The organism is Streptomyces sp. 3-6, assembly GCF_056323165.1.
This window is the reverse complement of the sequence record NZ_JBWHZP010000006.1, coordinates 183,550-200,786: the sequence shown is the minus strand read 5'-3', so window position 1 is coordinate 200,786 and position 17,237 is coordinate 183,550. Positions and strand designations below refer to the sequence as shown.

13 protein-coding genes and 1 pseudogene are annotated in these 17,237 nt (G+C 74.0%); 5 read left to right on the top strand and 9 right to left on the bottom strand.

Features of this window, described 5'->3' with window-relative positions:
* Positions 1–71 precede the first annotated feature (71 nt).
* Positions 72–1,658 (bottom strand): protein kinase domain-containing protein, encoded by a 1,587-nt coding sequence (locus AC02VZ_RS11300; RefSeq protein WP_432057054.1) that lies wholly within the window; start codon positions 1,656–1,658, stop codon positions 72–74.
* A 348-nt stretch (positions 1,659–2,006) separates the two neighbouring features.
* Here AC02VZ_RS11300 and AC02VZ_RS11295 point away from each other — a divergent pair, with 348 nt between their 5' ends.
* Complete coding sequence (locus AC02VZ_RS11295) at positions 2,007–3,644, top strand: protein kinase domain-containing protein (protein WP_476475273.1); 1,638 nt, start codon at positions 2,007–2,009, stop codon at positions 3,642–3,644.
* 97 nt (positions 3,645–3,741) lie between these two features.
* Here AC02VZ_RS11295 and AC02VZ_RS11290 read toward each other — a convergent pair whose 3' ends face one another.
* Positions 3,742–4,281, bottom strand: a complete 540-nt coding sequence (locus tag AC02VZ_RS11290) for a bacterial proteasome activator family protein (protein ID WP_432057056.1) — start codon at positions 4,279–4,281, stop codon at positions 3,742–3,744.
* Between the two features lie 292 nt (positions 4,282–4,573).
* Here AC02VZ_RS11290 and AC02VZ_RS11285 point away from each other — a divergent pair, with 292 nt between their 5' ends.
* The gene (locus AC02VZ_RS11285) at positions 4,574–5,377 is read left to right on the top strand and encodes a hypothetical protein (protein ID WP_476475272.1); all 804 of its coding nucleotides are present in this window, start codon (positions 4,574–4,576) and stop codon (positions 5,375–5,377) included.
* Positions 5,378–5,623: 246 nt separating this feature from the next.
* On the opposite strand, the gene AC02VZ_RS11280 is transcribed toward AC02VZ_RS11285, so the two are convergent.
* Positions 5,624–6,604 carry an NAD(P)H-quinone oxidoreductase gene (locus AC02VZ_RS11280; protein WP_476475271.1) on the bottom strand — a complete coding sequence of 327 codons (981 nt, stop codon included), beginning with the start codon at positions 6,602–6,604 and terminating at the stop codon, positions 5,624–5,626.
* A 400-nt stretch (positions 6,605–7,004) separates the two neighbouring features.
* On the opposite strand from AC02VZ_RS11280, the pseudogene AC02VZ_RS11275 reads away from it, so the two are divergent.
* Positions 7,005–8,040, top strand: a pseudogene (locus AC02VZ_RS11275) (ATP-binding cassette domain-containing protein).
* On the top strand, positions 8,037–8,885 hold the full coding sequence (locus tag AC02VZ_RS11270; protein ID WP_476475270.1) for an ABC transporter permease: 849 nt from the start codon (positions 8,037–8,039) through the stop codon (positions 8,883–8,885). The pseudogene AC02VZ_RS11275 and the gene AC02VZ_RS11270 overlap by 4 nt, the downstream one beginning before the upstream one ends.
* A gap of 240 nt (positions 8,886–9,125) precedes the next feature.
* Here AC02VZ_RS11270 and AC02VZ_RS11265 read toward each other — a convergent pair whose 3' ends face one another.
* From AC02VZ_RS11265 to pdhA, 6 genes are all read right to left on the bottom strand, one after another.
* Positions 9,126–10,223 carry a potassium channel family protein gene (locus AC02VZ_RS11265; protein WP_432057061.1) on the bottom strand — a complete coding sequence of 366 codons (1,098 nt, stop codon included), beginning with the start codon at positions 10,221–10,223 and terminating at the stop codon, positions 9,126–9,128.
* Positions 10,220–11,614 carry a molybdopterin molybdotransferase MoeA gene (locus AC02VZ_RS11260; RefSeq protein WP_476475269.1) on the bottom strand — a complete coding sequence of 465 codons (1,395 nt, stop codon included), beginning with the start codon at positions 11,612–11,614 and terminating at the stop codon, positions 10,220–10,222. The genes AC02VZ_RS11265 and AC02VZ_RS11260 overlap by 4 nt, the downstream gene beginning before the upstream one ends.
* Complete coding sequence (locus AC02VZ_RS11255) at positions 11,611–12,615, bottom strand: NTP transferase domain-containing protein (protein ID WP_476475268.1); 1,005 nt, start codon at positions 12,613–12,615, stop codon at positions 11,611–11,613. The genes AC02VZ_RS11260 and AC02VZ_RS11255 overlap by 4 nt, the downstream gene beginning before the upstream one ends.
* A gap of 101 nt (positions 12,616–12,716) precedes the next feature.
* The gene (locus AC02VZ_RS11250) at positions 12,717–14,249 is read right to left on the bottom strand and encodes a dihydrolipoamide acetyltransferase family protein (protein WP_432057064.1); all 1,533 of its coding nucleotides are present in this window, start codon (positions 14,247–14,249) and stop codon (positions 12,717–12,719) included.
* Positions 14,249–15,253 (bottom strand): alpha-ketoacid dehydrogenase subunit beta, encoded by a 1,005-nt coding sequence (locus AC02VZ_RS11245; RefSeq protein WP_432057065.1) that lies wholly within the window; start codon positions 15,251–15,253, stop codon positions 14,249–14,251. The genes AC02VZ_RS11250 and AC02VZ_RS11245 overlap by 1 nt, the downstream gene beginning before the upstream one ends.
* Positions 15,250–16,392 (bottom strand): pyruvate dehydrogenase (acetyl-transferring) E1 component subunit alpha, encoded by a 1,143-nt coding sequence (gene pdhA, locus AC02VZ_RS11240; protein WP_432057066.1) that lies wholly within the window; start codon positions 16,390–16,392, stop codon positions 15,250–15,252. Before pdhA ends, AC02VZ_RS11245 begins: the two co-directional genes overlap by 4 nt.
* A gap of 189 nt (positions 16,393–16,581) precedes the next feature.
* Here pdhA and AC02VZ_RS11235 point away from each other — a divergent pair, with 189 nt between their 5' ends.
* The gene (locus tag AC02VZ_RS11235) at positions 16,582–17,067 is read left to right on the top strand and encodes an Lrp/AsnC family transcriptional regulator (protein WP_432057067.1); all 486 of its coding nucleotides are present in this window, start codon (positions 16,582–16,584) and stop codon (positions 17,065–17,067) included.
* The last annotated feature ends 170 nt before the right edge of the window (positions 17,068–17,237 follow it).

The following is a 17,237-nucleotide window of genomic DNA, read 5'->3' as shown; positions in this document are numbered from 1 at the left end:
CCTGCGCCGTCAGCCGCCGCCATCGCCCCTGCCTGCGCCGTCAGCCGCCGCCGTCGCCCCTGCCTGCGCCGTCAGTTACCGCCCTCGCCCTGGCCCCCGGCGTCCTCGCCGCCGCCGGTCGCGCCCTCTGCCACGCCACCGCCGGTCGGCGGTGTCACGGGCGGGCTCGACGGCTCCTCCGGCTCCGTGGTCGGGTCGGTCGGCGTCGTCGGGTCCTGGCCCGTCGGCTCGCCCGTCGGGTCCTGGGTGGGCTGCTGCGTGGGCTGCTGGGTCGGCTGCTGGGTCGGCGTCCAGTTGCCGCCGGAGCCCGTCCCGGTACCGGGGTCCGTGTCCTGGCTGGGCGTCTCGTCGACGTCGTCGCTCGGGCTCTCGCTGGACTTCTCGTCCTCGGTGGTCTGCGAGGTCGTCGGCGACTTCTCCGGCTTCTCGCCGCCCCCCTCGCCCCCGGAGTTGTTGAGCGCCAGGGCGACGCCGGCCACCACGGCGATCACCGCGAGCACGGCCAGCACCCACAGCTTGCCGCGTCCGCTGCCGCGGTTGCCGCCGCCCTCGAAGCCGCCGTCGTCCCCGCTCCCGTACCCGGCGGGCAGGATCGGCTGCGGGATCGCCGCGGTGCCCGCGGCGTCCGCGTGCGGCATCACGGCCGTGCCGGCGAAACCGGCCGCCGGCGTACTGCGGCCGTCGTGCACGTCGACCGGGCCGGTGTTCCAGGTGCCGGTGTGACCGCCCTGGTCGTAGAGCATCTGCAGCGCGTACTGGACCAGCCCGCGCATCTCCTCAGCCGTCTGGAAGCGGTCGTCCGGGTCCTTGGCGAGCGAGCGCATCACCAGCCCGTCCAGCTCCGGCGGGCTGGCGTCCGACGCCTCCGACGGCGGCGTGGGGATGTCCTGGACGTGCTGGTAGACCACCGACAGGGGCGTCTCACCGGTGAACGGGGGACGCAGCGCCAGCAGTTCGTACATCAGGCAGCCGGTGGCGTACAGGTCGGAGCGGTGGTCGACGGCCTTGCCGAGCGCCTGCTCCGGCGAGAGGTACTGCGGGGTGCCCATGACCATGCCGGTCTGCGTCATCGTCGTGGACGCGCCGTGCAGCGCCCGGGCGATGCCGAAGTCCATCACCTTCACGGCGCCGTTGTTGGTGATGATGACGTTGGCGGGCTTGATGTCCCGGTGCACGATGCCGTGCTGGTGGGAGTAGGCGAGCGCCTCCAGCACCCCGGAGACGATGATCAGCGCCTGCTCGGGACCCGGCGCCTCGGCGTTCATCAGCAGGTCACGGATGGTGCGGCCCTCGACCAGCTCCATCACGATGTACGGCACGGGCTGGCCGCCCATGACGTCCTCGCCGGAGTCGTACACGGCGACGATCGCATGGTGGTTGAGGCCGGCCACGGACTGCGCCTCACGCGTGAAGCGGGCCTTGGCGACCGGGTCCTCGGCGAGGTCGGAACGCAGCAGCTTGACGGCGACGGTGCGTCCCAGACGGACGTCCTCGGCGGCGAACACCTCGGCCATGCCGCCCCGGCCGAGCCGGTGCGTCAGCCGGTACCGGCCGTCGCCCACGAGCCCGCCGTTGCCCCAGTTGTCCGGCGCGTCCGACATGCCGCCGCCAGTCGCCTCGGGGTCGGACGGGCCCTGGGCGCGCTGCTGCTGTGCCATCAGTCCTCGCCGTCGTTTCTGCCCGCGGTACGCGCGGTGTTGTCACGGTCTCTCCGTCGAGCCACGCTACAGCCTTCGCGCGGGCCTTCGGTCCGGTACGGCCCGCGGGGACCGGGACGAGACGGACCGGTCATGAAACCCGCACTCCGTACGGTCGTGCAAATTGCGTGTACCGGCCGTACGCCTGCGGTAACGCTTCCGCGACGCTTCTTTCGCGTACGGTCACGGAACGGGCACCGCGCTTGACGTGTCGGTGGCCTGCGGCAGACTTGGCCGGGAATAGCACACGGGATCTACGACGGACGGTCACCGACGACGGCGCCGGAGAGGCTACGGGGGAAGCGGAACATGAGCCAGGACGGCGCACAGGGCCACCATGCGGGACGTTCGCTCGCCGGCGGACGGTACCAACTGCGGGACCTGCTCGGCCAGGGCGGCATGGCCTCCGTCCACCTCGCCTACGACAGCGTGCTCGACCGCCAGGTCGCGATCAAGACGCTGCACACGGAACTCGGCCGCGAGCAGGCCTTCCGCGAGCGGTTCCGCCGCGAGGCGCAGTCCGTGGCCAAGCTCACCCACACCAACATCGTGTCGGTCTTCGACACCGGCGAGGACGACGTGGACGGCATGACCACGCCGTACATCGTCATGGAGTACGTCGAGGGCCGCCCGCTGGGGTCGGTGCTCGACGAGGACGTGCGCCAGTTCGGCGCGATGCCCGCCGACAAGGCCCTGAAGATCACCGCGGACGTACTGGCCGCCCTGGAGATCAGCCACGAGATGGGCCTGGTCCACCGGGACATCAAGCCGGGCAACGTGATGATGACCAAGCGCGGCGTGGTCAAGGTCATGGACTTCGGCATCGCCCGGGCCATGCAGTCCGGCGTCACGTCGATGACCCAGACCGGCATGGTCGTCGGCACCCCGCAGTACCTCTCGCCGGAGCAGGCGCTCGGCCGGGGCGTGGACGCCCGGTCCGACCTCTACTCGGTCGGCATCATGCTGTTCCAGCTGGTCACCGGTCGCCTCCCGTTCGACGCCGACTCCCCGCTGGCCATCGCCTACGCGCACGTGCAGGAGGAGCCGCCGGCCGCGTCCTCCATCAACCGTTCGCTGCCCCCGGCCGTGGACGCGCTGATCGCCCGCGCGCTGAAGAAGAACCCCAACGAGCGGTTCCCCAGCGCCGAGGCGATGCGCGGGGAGTGCCTGCGGGTGGGCCAGTCCTTCCAGCCGGCGCCGCCGAGCATCGTCCCCGGCACCCAGTCGCCGGCCGGCTCGGGCGTCGGTTCCGCGGTGTTCCCGCCGGTCGACCAGACCGGCCAGGCCCAGCCGGGCACCGTCCACACGCCGTACCAGCCGGGCCCCGCCCCCACGCCCCACCCGTACGGCTCCCCGGCTCCGGCCCCGTCGTACGGCTACCCGCAGCAGGGCGGCTACCCGACCCCGCACCCGTCTCCGTACTCCGCGCAGCCGGGCCCGTCGACGCCCGCCCCGTACACGATCTCGCCGCAGCCCGCCGGGTCCGGCGGGGGCCGCGGCAACCGGCCGGTGATCATCGGCTCGGTGGTGGTCTCCGTCCTCGCGGTCGGCGGCCTGATCGCCGCGCTGACGCTCAACGGCGGCGGTGACGAGGAGAACAAGGGCGGCGGCGGCAGCTCGCCCTCGGCGTCGGCCACCCGCGCGGAGGGCTACCGCGGGCCCGACACGTCGAAGACGATCGACAAGGAGGAGTGCGAGGAGCCGCGGGAGTCGTACAACGACCCCGACAAGATCCGGCTCCCGAACTTCAAGTTCAAGTACATCAAGTCGGTCAAGGAGTGCTTCCAGGCGGCCGGCTGGGGCGACCTGAAGATCGTCAACGTGGACGAGAACGTCTACGGCGAGGGATCCGTCCGGGAGCAGTTCCCGCCGGCCGGCACGGACGTCGATCCCGAGGACATGCCGGAGATCACCCTCAAGGTCTCCACCGGCAACCCGCCCGCCTGACCGCGGGGCGGCACGGACACCGAAGGGGCCCGGCGCGATGCCGGGCCCCTTCGCTCGTCCGGGTGCCGGAGCGCGCCGCGCGGGCCGCTCCGCAGCGCTACAGGTACGGGCCCCCGGAGCGACCGCCGAGGTGCGGGTCGTCCGAGCTCTCGGCGACGCCCGGCGGCAGCGCCCGGCGCATCTGCTCCAACTGGGCGCGCGCCGCCATCTGCTGCGCGAACAGCGTGGTCTGGATCCCGTGGAACAGCCCCTCCAGCCACCCCACCAGCTGGGCCTGCGCGATCCGCAGTTCGGCGTCGCTCGGCGTGGCCTCGTCGGTGAACGGCAGGGACAGCCGCTCCAGCTCCTCGACCAGCTCGGGGGCCAGACCGTCCTCCAGTTCCTTCACCGAACTGGCGTGGATCTCCTTGAGCCGGGCCCGGCTGGCCTCGTCCAGAGGAGCGGCGCGCACCTCCTCCAGCAACTGCTTGATCATGCTGCCGATCCGCATGACCTTGGCGGGCTGCTCCACCTGCTCCGTCACCGGGGTCTCGCGGGAGTCGTCGTCCCCGGTGCCCCCGCCGAGCGCCATGCCGTCCTGGCCGACGACCAGGATCTGCGGCTTCTCCGGTGACCGTTCGTTCCTCGGCATCTCCATACGGCCATTCTCTCGTACCCGGTGCGCCGCTTCGGTGGTGCCCCCACCCGGACGGCGGTCCCGGTCGTCCGTGCCGGACCGGGCCGCGGCCTTCCGCCGGCCGCGGGCCTGCGGCGCCGACAGCCGGGTTCCCCACCGTGCGGTCACGATTCAGCCGACCGGAGCGCCCGGAATGCCGGCCGGGCACGGAAATGCGAGGCTTTTGGGGTCCATCCGGCCCGATTCTGCCGACGGTGCCCGAGCACACCCGTCGGCGTGGGAGGTCACGGTCGTGACTCCATGGCTGCGCGCAGTGGGAACGAACGGGGCGGCGGTCGCCCTGCGGGCGGGTGTCGTCCTGGGCACGTGCATCGCCCTCGGGGTGGGCACGGTGGTGCCCGGCGTCACCGGCGGGCTGCTGCCGGCCGGCGCGAGCGTGGCCCAGGCCCACGACCGCGCGCCCGGTGCGGCCCCCGACGGCGGGCGGGACGCCGGCCGGGCCGGGCCGGAACCGGGAGACGGCCCGGGGACGGACCCGGACGACGGCCGCGGCCCGGCCCCGCACGCCCAGCCGTCCCGTGACGACGCGCTCACCGGCGGCGGCCCGCCCCACCGGCTCCCGGCCGCCACCGCCCCGGCGTCCCCCTCGCCGTCCCTGTCCCCGTCCGCCCCACCGTCCCGCGCCGGGGCCCGGCCCGGGGAGGGCCGCGAGCGGCCCGGACGGCCGGAGACGGACCACGACCGCCCGAACGGGACGGCGGACAGCGGCCGGGCCGACGCCACCCCGGCCCCCTCGGCGGAGGCGTCGGACGACGGCACCGCCACCGCGTCCCGGCAGCCGGACCGCGCGGACGCCCGCGCCGACCAGGACGGCACCCGGCAGGACGCGGCCCGGCCGGAGGCGTCCGGGGCGGACGCGGCGGCCCGGGCCCCGGCGTCGGAGGCCGCCGTCCCGCTGCCGTCGGCCTCGTCCACGGCGGCGAACGCCCTCGGCGGCCCGGAGCGCGCCGCCGATCCCGCGGTGCGGATACTGCCGCTGGGCAGCGGACTGGTGCTCATCGGCCTGGGGCTGGGGCTCGCGTTCGTCGGCCTGCGCATGCGGCAGTCCCCGCACTGAGGCGGGGGCAGCCGGGACGCCGCAGGGACCGGGGGCGGGGCGGCGGGCCCTGGGGCCGAGGGCCCGGGGCGGCGGGGCTCGTCCCGGCCGTGTGCGCCCGGACGGGGGTAGCCCCGCGGCAGCGCGGGCAGGGCTGTGCGGGCACGCCCCTGCCCGACACCCCGCCGCGGGGCGTCCCGCGGCGGGGTCTCTTCGGCAGCCGGTCCTTCCGGCCCTTTCCGGCTTCCGGCCCTTTCCGGCTCTCCGTCAGGGGGCGATCAGCAGGACCTTGCCCACGTGGCCGCTCTCCTCCAGCACCCGGTGGGCCGTGGCCGCGTCGGGCATCGGGATCTCCCGGTCGACGACCGGGCGGACGTGGCCACCGGACACCAGCGGCCAGACGTGCTCCCGCACGGCGGCCACGATCGCGGCCTTCTCCGCCAGGGGACGGGCCCGCAGAGAGGTCGCGCTGATGGCGGCCCGCTTGGCGAGCAGGGCACCGATGTTCAGCTCGCCCTTGACGCCGCCCTGCATGCCGATGATCGCGAGACGGCCGTTAATGGCCAGCGCCCGCACGTTGGGGCCCAGGTACTTGGCGCCCATGTTGTCGAGGATGACGTCCGCCCCGGCACCGTCGGTGGCCCGGTCCACCTCGGCGACGAAGTCCTGGTCGCGGTAGTTGATCAGGACGTCGGCCCCCAGTTCGGCGCAGCGCTCCAGCTTCTCCTTCGTCCCGGCCGTGACGACGACCCGGGCCCCGACCGCCTTGCCGAGCTGGATGGCCATGGTCCCGATGCCGCTGGAACCGCCGTGCACGAGCAGCGTCTCGCCCGGCCGCAGGTGCGCGATCATGAACACGTTCGACCAGACCGTGCAGGCGACCTCCGGGAGCGCGGCGGCCCGCTTGACGTCGAGCCCCTCCGGAACGGGGAGCAGCTGCCCCGCCGGGACCGCCACCTTCTGGGCGTAGCCGCCGCCCGACAGCAGCGCGCAGACCTCGTCACCGACGGCCCAGCCGGTCACCCCGGGGCCCAGGGCGACGATCCGCCCCGAGCACTCCAGGCCCGGGTAGGGGGACGCACCGGGCGGCGGGTCGTAGAAGCCCTGCCGCTGGAGGAGGTCGGCCCGGTTGACGGCTCCGGCCACCACCTCGACCAGGACCTCGCCCTCGCCGGGCTCGGGATCGGGGACCTCGGCCCAGACCAGCGCCTCGGGCCCGCCGGGTTCAGGAATCGTGATCGCATGCATGGGGCGACGGTACTCCGCCGCGGTCCGCCGTCCACCGGACTCCGCTGCCCCGGGGAGGCGGTCGTCCGGCCCGGCCACCGGGAAGCCGCCGCCGTCCGGCGGGACCTTCCGGTGACGTGCCGCCGCTGCTCCGGACGGCCACCGTGAGGGCCGGTCGTGGGACCGGGTCCGCCCGGTGCGCCGCCCTGTACGACCAAGGCCCCGGTGCACCGCCGTCCGGTCCAGGCCCCTGGGCCTCCCGTCCTCCGGTCCTCCGAGCCTCCGAGCCTCCGAGCCTCCGGGCGGAGGTGCGGTCCGTCATTCGACCGAAACGCGGAAAAAACGTGTGCGGTGCCGATGACTTCGCGCGACCGTGGAGGTCAGTCCTTGCGAAGCACACGCTCGCGGAAGGAACCGAAGCATGAGCAGCTCCTCACCCGGCCCGGCGATCGAGACCACGGGCCTGGTCAAAACCTTCGGTGAGACACGCGCCGTCGACGGCGTCGACCTCACCGTGCCCGTCGGCACGGTCTACGGGGTCCTCGGCCCGAACGGCGCCGGCAAGACCACCACCGTGAAGATGCTCGCCACGCTCCTGCGTCCGGACGGCGGCGAGGCCCGGGTGTTCGGCCGGGACGTCGTGCGCGAGGCGGACGAGGTGCGGGCCCGGGTCAGTCTCACCGGGCAGTACGCCTCCGTGGACGAGGATCTCACCGGCACCGAGAACCTCGTGCTGCTGGCCCGCCTCCTCGGGCACCGCAGGCCGGCCGCCCACACCCGAGCCGCCCAGCTCCTGGAGGCGTTCGGACTGACGGACGCGGCCGGGAAGCAGGTCAAGCACTACTCGGGCGGCATGCGGCGCCGCATCGACATCGCCGCCTCCATCCTGAACACGCCCGACCTGCTGTTCCTCGACGAGCCGACGACCCGGCCTCGACCCGCGCAGCCGCAACCAGGTGTGGGACATCGTCCGCGCGGTGGTCGCCCAGGGCACCACGGTCCTGCTGACCACGCAGTACCTGGACGAGGCCGACCAGCTGGCGTCCCGGATCGCGGTCATCGACCGGGGCACGGTGATCGCGGAGGGCACCAAGGGGGAGCTCAAGGCGTCCGTCGGCGCCGGATCCGTCCACCTGCGGCTGCGCGACCCCGGACAGCGACCGCTCGCCGCGGACCTGCTGCACCGCGCCCTCGACGCCCAGGTGCAGGCCGACCCCGACCCGGTCGCGCTGACCGCGCGCCTCGGCTCCGCCGCGAGCCAGGACACCGCCGCCGAGCAGGCCGCCCGTGCGCTGGGCGAACTCGCCCGGGCCGGTGTCACCGTCGACAACTTCTCGCTCGGCCAGCCCAGCCTGGACGAGGTCTTCCTCGCCCTCACCGGACACGACACCGGCGCACCCGGTCCCGGAGCCACCCCCGGCCCGGACCACGACCCGCAGGACGAGGTGGCGGCATGACCACCACGACGACCACCGACCACGTCGAACTCGCTCCGGTGCGCACCGACACCCTCGCGGACCTGCTGGTCGCCAAGGAACGTCCGCCGCGGCCCAGTGCCTGGTCCGCCTCGCTGACCTTCGGCTGGCGCGCGATCCTCAAGATCAAGCACGTGCCCGAGCAGCTCTTCGACGTCACCGCCTTCCCGATCATGATGGTGCTGATGTACACGTACCTGTTCGGCGGGGCCCTGGCCGGCTCGCCGACGGCGTACATCCAGTTCCTGCTGCCGGGCATCCTGGTGATGTCGGTCGTGATGATCACGATGTACACCGGGGTCTCGGTCAACACGGACATCGAGAAGGGCGTCTTCGACCGCTTCCGCACCCTGCCGATCTGGCGCCCGTCGACCATGGTCGGCTACCTGCTCGGCGACGCGCTGCGCTACACCCTGGCGTCCGTCGTGATGCTGACCGTCGGGATGATCCTCGGCTACCGCCCCGACGGCGGAGTGGTGGGCGTGGTCGCCGGGATCGCGCTGCTGTTGCTGTTCGCGTTCTCGTTCTCGTGGATCTGGACGATGTTCGGTCTGCTGCTGCGCACCGAGAAGTCGGTGATGGGCGTCAGCATGATGGTCATCTTCCCGCTGACCTTCCTGTCCAACGTCTTCGTGGATCCGACCACCATGCCGGGCTGGCTCCAGGCCTTCGTCAACAACAGCCCGGTCACCCACCTCGCCTCGGCCGTGCGCGGGCTGATGGCCGGGGACTGGCCGGCCGTCGAGATCGCCTGGACCCTGGGCTGGGCGGGCCTGTTCGTCCTGGTCTTCGGACCGGTCACCATGCGGCTGTACAACCGCAAGTAGGGCCCCGCCCGGGCGGGGCGCGGGGGAGGCCCCGGCGGCGGGAGCCCCGGCGGTGGGAGCCCCGGCGGTGGGGGCGCGCCAGCGGTCGGGGAACGGCCCCGGGCCTCGGCGATGTCGGGGCCCGCGCTGAGGTCGTGCCCGATCCGCTGAGGTCGTGTTGCAACCGCCGAGGTCGTGCCCGGACCGCTGAAGTCGTTCCCGAGTGCGGTCCGGTCCGTCGAGCGTGTCCCCGGCGCCTCGTCAGTCGCGGGGAAGCGGGCGCATGTCGGGGGCGACCTGGCGGCCCTGGGTGACCCGCACGATGGTGATCAGCCGGTCGGTCAGCTCCAGCGTCCCGACGGCCCGATCGTCGTAACCGAGCACCCGGTGACCGCGCAGCACGCTCACCACCAGGTCGTCCACCTCCCTCGGCGTCTTGCCGACCTCGGCCTTTATGACCGGGCGTTCGACGATGTCGAGTCCCGTGCCCTGCTGGATGAGGTCCTCCATCACCATGCCGGCCGCGGGGCTGAGCACCGACAGACCGAGCAGCCGCCCGGCCGCGCTGGCGCTGGTGATGACCGCGTCGGCGCCGGACTGCTTCAGCAGGGGGGCGTTCTCCTCCTCGCGCACGGCGACCACGATCTTCGCGCCCCGGTTGAGCTGGCGCGCCGTCAGCGTCACGAGGACGGCGGTGTCGTCGCGTTGCGTCGCGATGATGATCTGCTTCGCCCGGTAGACCTCGGCCCGCTTCAGCACCTCGCTGCGGGTCGCGTCCCCGACCACGCCCGCGAAGCCGTCGGCCGCGGCGGCCTCGATCGCCTTGGCGCTGGGGTCGACCACCACGACCTGCTCCTTGCGCAGACCCGTCGCACAGACGGTCTTGATCGCCGAGCGGCCCTTGGTGCCGAACCCGACGACGACGGTGTGATCGCGCAACGCGGACCTCCAGCGGTTCAGTCGCCACTCCTCCCGGGTGCGTTCGGTGAGGGCCTCGAGGGTGGTGCCGACCAGGATGATCAGGAACAGCACGCGCAACGGCGTGATGACGAAGATGTTGGTGAGCCGGGCCGCGTCGGTGACCGGGGTGATGTCGCCGTACCCGGTGGTGGAGAGGGTGACGGTGGCGTAGTAGAAGGCGTCGAGGAAGTCGACCGTCTCGTCCGCGTTGTCGGTGTAGCCGTCCCGGTCCAGGTACACGATGAGTGCCGTCACCACGAGGACCACCAGCGCCACGGACAACCGTTTGGCGACCTGGCGGATCGGATGCTCGACGACCTTCCTGGGAAGCGTCACCCGATGCGTCACCAGGTGTTCGTCCGCCTGTCGGGCGATGGCGTCCTGGCCCGGAAGTTTCACGTGAAACACACCCCGATCCCACTGGACGCCCAGGGCAGGTCCAGCAGTTCCGTCTCCTCGTCCGGCCGGGCACCCCCGGGAAGGACGACCGCGAGGGCGTCGGCCGCCGCGACACCGCGCAGCATCGCCGGGCCGTTGTAGTGCAGCGGCACGGCGTGATCACCGCGCAGCACGACGGGAACCAGCCGGGTGTCGCGCGGATGGCCCTGCACCGCGTCCCGCAGCGGCATCGTGTACGGCTCGGGCGCGGGGCGCGCCGCGAGGGAGCGCAGCAGGGGTTCGGCGAGGGTGAGCAGCCCGGAGACCGCGGCGAGCGGGTTGCCGGGCAGCCCCACGAGGTGCTGGTGGTCGTGGATGCGGGCCAGCAGCATGGGGTGGCCGGGGCGTACGCCGACCCCGTCCACGAGGAGTTCGGCACCGAGGCGGTGCAGCGTGGGGTGGACGTGGTCGACGGGTCCGGCCGCGGTGCCGCCGGTGGTGACGACGACCTCGGCGCCGGAGGAGGCGATCGCCTCGTGCAGGGCCTCCGCGTCGTCACCGATCCGCCGGACGGAGACGACGTCGGCGCCCAGCGCTCGCAGCCACGGCGGCAGCATCGGGCCGAGGGCGTCACGGATCAGGCCGTCGTGCGGCAGTCCCCCGGTGAGCAGTTCGTCGCCGAGGACGAGGACCTCGGCACGCGGGCGGGGGACGACGGTGAGCGTGTCGTACCCGGCGGCGGAGGCGAGGCCGAGCACGGCCGGGGTCACCAGGGTGCCGACGGCCAGGAGCTGGTCGCCGCTGCGGCACTCCTGCCCGCGGGGCCGGATGTCCTGACCTTGGGCGACCGTCCTCGGTCCGTGGGCCGGGTCGAGGTGCAGCCGTCCCGCGGTGTCGGTGCGGCCGTGCTCGCTGCGGAGCACCGCGGTGGTGTCCGGGGGGACGCGGGCGCCGGTGGCGATGCGGACGGCCTCGCCGTCCGTGAGCGGCGGGTGCGCGGCCCGGCCGGCCAGCACTCCCTCCTCCCGCACGTCCCACGGGCCCGGCCCGGCGACCGCCCAGCCGTCCATGGCCGAGGTGTCGAAGGAGGGCAGGTCGGTGAGGGCCGTCAACGGGGCGGCCAGGGTGAGGCCGAGCGCCGCGTCGAGCGTGACCGACACCGGGGCCCGCCGTCCGGCGCGGCCGGGACGGCCGGCCCGCTCGGCGACGGCGCGCGCCTCGGCCCAGGGGGTTGCGTGCGCACGGCGGTCGGGGGCCGCGGCCCGTTCACCGGGCGCGGTGGCCCGCTCCGGCGCCGGAGCGGGGGCCCGCCCGGGAGGACGGGGGCCGGGGTTCTCCCTCACCAGGGCGAGCGCCTCCTCGACGTCGAGGTCGTCGGCGTCCTGGCTCCCCCGGGTGCGGTGCGCGGTCATGTCGCGTCCGGGCGGGCACCCGGTCCGGCGTCGTCGGGCGCCGTCGCGGACGGGGCGTCGGCGGGCTTCTTGCCCCCGTTCCCCGCGGGGTTCTGGTCGGTGTCCTCCTCGGCCCAGCGGTTCGCCAGGGCCGCCGCCCTGCGGGCCGCTTCGGCGACGGCGTCCGGGTCACCGCCCGCGCGGGCCGCGGCGTATCCCACGAGGAAGGTGGTCAGCGGTGCCGCGGGCCTGGCCACGCCGTGGGCGGCGTCGCGGGCCAGGTCGAGCAGCAGGGTGGTGTCGACGTCCAGGTCGATGCCCAGCTCGTCCTTGACTGCGGTGATCCATTCGTCCAGCACGTGTCCATGCTCCCTGATGCGCGCTCTGGCTGCGGCGATGTCGTCCCAGGTGTCGCAGTCGAAGGACGCCACCGGGTCGGAGAGTCGGGTGAGGTCGAGTTCGGCGGTCAGCCGGCGCAGCGGCAGCCCGGCGACGCCGCCGTGCCGGTCGAAGAGTGCGGTCAGCGTGCGGCGCAGGGCGGCGGTCCGGTAGGCGGCCACGAGCGGCTGGTCCCGGCCGTCGCCGTCGGTCAGCACGACACCGTCGGCGGGGCCCGCGCACAGCTCCGTCACCAGCCGTTCCACGGTGTGCGCCCCGAGGAAGGGCAGGTCGGCCGAGAGCAGCACGGCCACGTCGGCGTCGCAGTAGCCGAGCCCCGCGTGGAGGGCGGCGAGCGGGCCCCCGCCGGGGGGCTCCTCGCGCGCCCAGACGACGGGCCGTGCGGTGGGCCGGGGGTCGGCCACCACCACGGTGGTGCGGGCCCCGGCGCAGGCGGCGAGCACCCGGTCGATCAGGGGCCGTCCGCCCACGCGCACGCCGGGTTTGTCGGCGCCCGACAGCCGCCGGGCGGCGCCGCCGGCGAGGACGAGCGCGTCGTACGGGGGGCGCGCCGGGACCCGTTGGCGCCGTGCCTCGGGGCCGGGCCCGGCGCCGGGGCCACCAGGGGGCGGGTACTCGGTCACACCCCCGAGTATGCGCGGCCCCCGCGATCACCGGGAACGCGGGGGCGCGTGAACGACGGCGGTGTCACGGCGTGTCAGGGCGTCCGGTGACACCGGCGCCGTCACAGGGTGCGCAGCAGCACCGCCGGTTGCTCCACGCAGTCGGCCACGTAGCGCAGGAAGCCCCCGGCGGTTCCGCCGTCGCAGACCCGGTGGTCGAAGGTGAGCGACAGCTGGACGACCTGACGCACGGCCAGCTCCCCCTCGTGCACCCACGGCTTCGGCACGATCCGGCCGACCCCGAGCATGGCCGCCTCCGGGTGGTTGATGATCGGAGTGGAGCCGTCGACGCCGAAGACGCCGTAGTTGTTCAGCGTGAAGGTGCCGCCGGTGAGGTCCGCCGGTGTGAGGGTGCCCGCCCGGGCCGCCTCGGTCAGCTGCGCGAACCGCTCCGTGAGCCCCTCCGCGTCCCGCGCGTGCGCGTCCCGGACCACGGGCACGACGAGCCCCCGGTCGGTCTGCGCGGCGAAGCCGAGGTGGACGGCCTGGTGCCGCACGATCTCGCGGGCCGCCGTGTCGACCGAGGAGTTGAGCTCGGGGAAGCGGGCCAGGGCCGCGGTGCAGATCCGGGCCAGCAGCGCGAGCACGGAGATCTTCGGCCCGCCGGCGGCGTTCATCGCGGTCCGCGCCCGCAGGAACTCCGTCGCGTCGGCGTCGACCCAGCAGGTGGCGTCCGGTATCTCGGAGCGGCTCCGCGTCAGCTTGTCGGCGACGGCGCCCCGGATGCCCTTGAGCGGCACCCGCGTGACGGCGGCGCGGTCCCGCTCGGCCGGGGCCGGGGACCCGGGGGTCGTCGCGGCGGCGCCCGGAACAGTGCCGTCCCGGTGGCCCGTCGCGGCGAGGTGCTCCACGCCGTTCGTGCGGCCCGGCGTGGCGGCGGCGCGCAGGGCGCCCTCCACGTCCGCCCGCAGGATCAGCCCGTCGGGCCCGGAACCGGTCAGGCGCCGCAGGTCCAAGCCGTTCTGCCGGGCCAGCCTGCGCACCAGTGGCGAGATCACCGGCACCGGCCCGTCCGCCCTGCCGGCCGGACCGCCGTCCGGACCGGGGGTCCGGGGAGCCGAGGAGGCCGAGCGCTCCGTGGGGGCCGAGGACGCATGCGGCGCGCTGGGCGTGGTCGTCGTGTCGGCCGCGGCGGTCGCCGCTGTCGCGTTGTGCTCGTTCGCCCCGTGGGGAGCCCTGGACAGCGGGCCCCCCTGGCGGACCCGGCGGCGCCGGGCGGGTGCCTCCGACGTGCCGTATCCGACCAGGACGTTGCCCGAGCCCTCACCGCGGGAGCCCTGCCCGCGGGAGCCCTCGGCACCGGCGGCGCCGACGGTGCCCGACGCCGCCTTCGGGCCGTCGCCGTCCGGCTCGCCGACCGCGACCGTCAGCAGCGGTGACCCGACGGGCAGTTCGGTGCCCTCCTCGCCGAAGCGGGCGGTGACGACTCCGCCGTAGGGGCAGGGCACCTCGACCATCGCCTTGGCCGTCTCGACCTCGACCACCGGCTGGTCGATCGCGACGACGTCACCGACCTCGACCAGCCAGCGCACGATCTCCGCCTCGGTGAGCCCTTCACCGAGGTCGGGCAGCTTGAACTCCAGGACCTGTGTCATCAGCTCTCGGCCTCCCACTGCAGGCGGCCCACCGCGTCCAGGATCCGGTCGACACCGGGCAGGTGGTGGCGCTCCAGCATCGGCGGCGGATAGGGCAGGTCGAACCCGGCCACGCGCAGCACCGGCGCCTCCAGGTGGTGGAAGCAGCGCTCGGTGACCCGCGCCGCGATCTCCCCGCCCGGGCCGCCGAAGCCGCCCGACTCGTGGACGACGACCGCGCGTCCGGTCCGGCGCACCGAGGCGCACACGGTCTCGTCGTCGAACGGCACCAGGGACCGCAGATCGACGACTTCGAGGTCCCATCCCTCGGCGCGGGCCGCCTCGGCGGCCTCCAGGCAGACGGGGACGGACGGACCGTAGGTGATGAGGGTGGCGCTGCGGCCCGTGCGCCGCACCACGGCACGGCCGATCGGCTCCACGGGCGCCGGCTCGTCGGCGTTCCAGGTGTCCTTCGACCAGTACAGGCGCTTGGGCTCCAGGAACACCACCGGGTCGTCGGAGGCGATGGAGGCGCGCAGCAGCCCGTAGGCGTCCGCGACGGTCGCGGGCGTGACGACATGGAGCCCCGGAGTCGCCATGTAGTACGCCTCGGACGAGTCGCTGTGGTGCTCGACGCCGCCGATGCCGCCGCCGTAGGGGACGCGGATGGTGATCGGCAACGGCATGGCACCGCGGGTGCGGTTGCGCATCTTCGCGACGTGCGAGAGCAGTTGCTCGAACGCCGGGTAGGCGAACGCGTCGAACTGCATCTCCACGACCGGGCGCAGCCCGTACATCGCCATGCCGACGGCCGTGCCCAGGATGCCGGCCTCGGCCAGCGGGGTGTCCGTGCAGCGGTCGTCGCCGAACTCCTTGGCGAGGCCGTCCGTGATGCGGAAGACGCCGCCGAGGGTGCCGACGTCCTCGCCCAGGACGTGCACGGTCGGGTCGGCGGCCATGGAATCGCGCAGCGCTCGGGTGAGCGCCTGCGCCATGGTGGCCGGCTTGACGGCGACGGTGGTCATCGGTGCGTCCCTTCCGACTCGGCCTCGGCCTCCAGCTCGGCCCGCAACTGCTCCCGCTGCTCCAGCAGCTGCGGTGTGGGCTCGGCGTAGACGTGGCTGAACAGGTCCATGGGGTCGAGGACGGCGTCCCGGTTCATGCGCTCCCGCAGGCCGGCGGCGAGCGTCTCGGCGTCCCGGCGAGCGGCCTCGATGCCGTCCTCGTCGAGCAGACCGCGCTCGGTGAGCTCCCGCTCCAGCAGCGCCACCGGGTCGTGCCCCTTCCAGGTCTCCACTTCGGCGTCGCCCCGGTAACGGGTCGCGTCGTCCGCGTTGGTGTGCGCCTCCATGCGGTACGTGATGGCCTCGACCAGCGTGGGGCCACCCCCGTCGCGGGCTCTGCGGACGGCGTCGGCCAGGACCTCGTGCACGGCGGCGGCGTCGTTGCCGTCGACCAGGCGGCCGGGCATGCCGTAGCCGACGGCCTTGTGGGCGAGGGAGGGCGCCGCGGTCTGCTTGTCGAGCGGCACGGAGATCGCGAAGCCGTTGTTCTGGACGAGGAAGACGACCGGGGCCTGCCACACGGCGGCGAAGTTCAGCGCCTCGTGGAAGTCGCCCTCGCTGGTGCCGCCGTCACCGACCATGGCCAGCGCGACCACGTCGTCGCCCTTGAGCCGGGCGGCGTGCGCGAGACCGACCGCGTGCGGCAGCTGGGTGGCCAGCGGCGTGCTGAGGGGGGCCACCCGGTGCTCGTAGGGGTCGTACCCGGTGTGCCAGTCGCCGCGCAGCAGGGTGAGCGCCTCGACCGGGTCCACCCCCCGGGCCACGACGGCGAGTGTGTCGCGGTAGCTGGGGAAGAGCCAGTCCTGGTCCCGCAGGACGAGCGCGGCGGCGACTTCGCACGCCTCCTGGCCGGTGCTGGAGGGGTAGACCGCCAGACGGCCCTGCTTGGTGAGGGCGGTCGCCTGCGCGTTGTAGCGGCGGCCCTTCACCAGCTCCCCGTACAGGCGGCGCAGCAGCTCCGGGTCCGCCTTCGCGGCCGCCCCGGTGCCGAGCACCCGGTACGGCTCCGCGTCCGGCAACAGCGGCGCGGGATCCGTACGGGGCTGCCAGGTGGGCGGCGGAGTCGGCCGGTAGGCGCCCCGCTGCTCCATGACCGTCATGACGCACCTCCTGGTGGGAGCGGCTCAAGGAGGCGCGGCGTCTGTGACGCGCCTCACCAACCGATTGTTCGGTCGTCGGCACATTTTGGCTACAGGTGGCGCCAGGCTGTGGACAAACGGTTCTCCACAGCCTGAGATGGAGGCAGTACGTCCATCGTGGAGAGGCGGGGGCGGGTGTCGTCTGAACAAATGGCCGAAGGATCGGAGCCTGTCGGACCCCCGCGGCCCGCCCGCCCCCTCGACGAGGTCGACCAGGACATCCTGCGCATGCTCCAGGTGGACGGCCGTGCGTCCATACGGTCGGTCGCCGAGCGGGTCCACGTGTCGCGGGCGAACGCCTACGCCCGGATCAACCGTCTCGTGGAGGACGGTGTCATCCGCGGTTTCGGGGCCCGCGTGGACCATGAGCGGGCCGGGCACGGGACGTCCGCCTACATCACCCTGAAGATCGTCCAGAACTCCTGGCGCACGGTCCGCGAACAGCTCAGGCAACTCCCGGGCGCCTCGCACATCGCGCTGGTCGGCGGGGACTTCGACGTCCTGCTGCTGGTGCACACGCCGGACAACCGGACCCTGCGCGAGCTGGTGCTCACCCGCCTGCAGGCGATCCCGGAGGTGCTCAGCACCCGCACGCTGCTGGTGTTCGAGGAGGAGGACCTGGAGCCGCAGGGCTGAGGGGAGCTGCGCCGCGGGGCCGGATCCGGAGGGCTGCGGGCCGACGGGCCGGGAGCCCGTCGCCGTTCGACGCGCCGGTGCCCGGCGCGCCACGCTCAGGGAGTCGTCTCCGGTCCCGCTGAACGCGCCTCCCCGGACGCGCCTCCCTGACGGCGCCTTCCCGGTCAGGA

Coding starts and splice junctions, on each gene's coding strand:
- AC02VZ_RS11300 (WP_432057054.1), bottom strand. CDS start 1,658: ATGGCACAGCAGCAGCGCGCCCAGGGCCCGTCCGACCCCGAGGCGACT.
- AC02VZ_RS11235 (WP_432057067.1), top strand. CDS start 16,582: ATGGCCGAAGGATCGGAGCCTGTCGGACCCCCGCGGCCCGCCCGCCCC.
- pdhA (WP_432057066.1), bottom strand. CDS start 16,392: ATGACGGTCATGGAGCAGCGGGGCGCCTACCGGCCGACTCCGCCGCCC.
- AC02VZ_RS11290 (WP_432057056.1), bottom strand. CDS start 4,281: ATGGAGATGCCGAGGAACGAACGGTCACCGGAGAAGCCGCAGATCCTG.
- AC02VZ_RS11250 (WP_432057064.1), bottom strand. CDS start 14,249: ATGACACAGGTCCTGGAGTTCAAGCTGCCCGACCTCGGTGAAGGGCTC.
- AC02VZ_RS11245 (WP_432057065.1), bottom strand. CDS start 15,253: ATGACCACCGTCGCCGTCAAGCCGGCCACCATGGCGCAGGCGCTCACC.
- AC02VZ_RS11280 (WP_476475271.1), bottom strand. CDS start 6,604: ATGCATGCGATCACGATTCCTGAACCCGGCGGGCCCGAGGCGCTGGTC.
- AC02VZ_RS11260 (WP_476475269.1), bottom strand. CDS start 11,614: ATGACCGCGCACCGCACCCGGGGGAGCCAGGACGCCGACGACCTCGAC.
- AC02VZ_RS11295 (WP_476475273.1), top strand. CDS start 2,007: ATGAGCCAGGACGGCGCACAGGGCCACCATGCGGGACGTTCGCTCGCC.
- AC02VZ_RS11270 (WP_476475270.1), top strand. CDS start 8,037: ATGACCACCACGACGACCACCGACCACGTCGAACTCGCTCCGGTGCGC.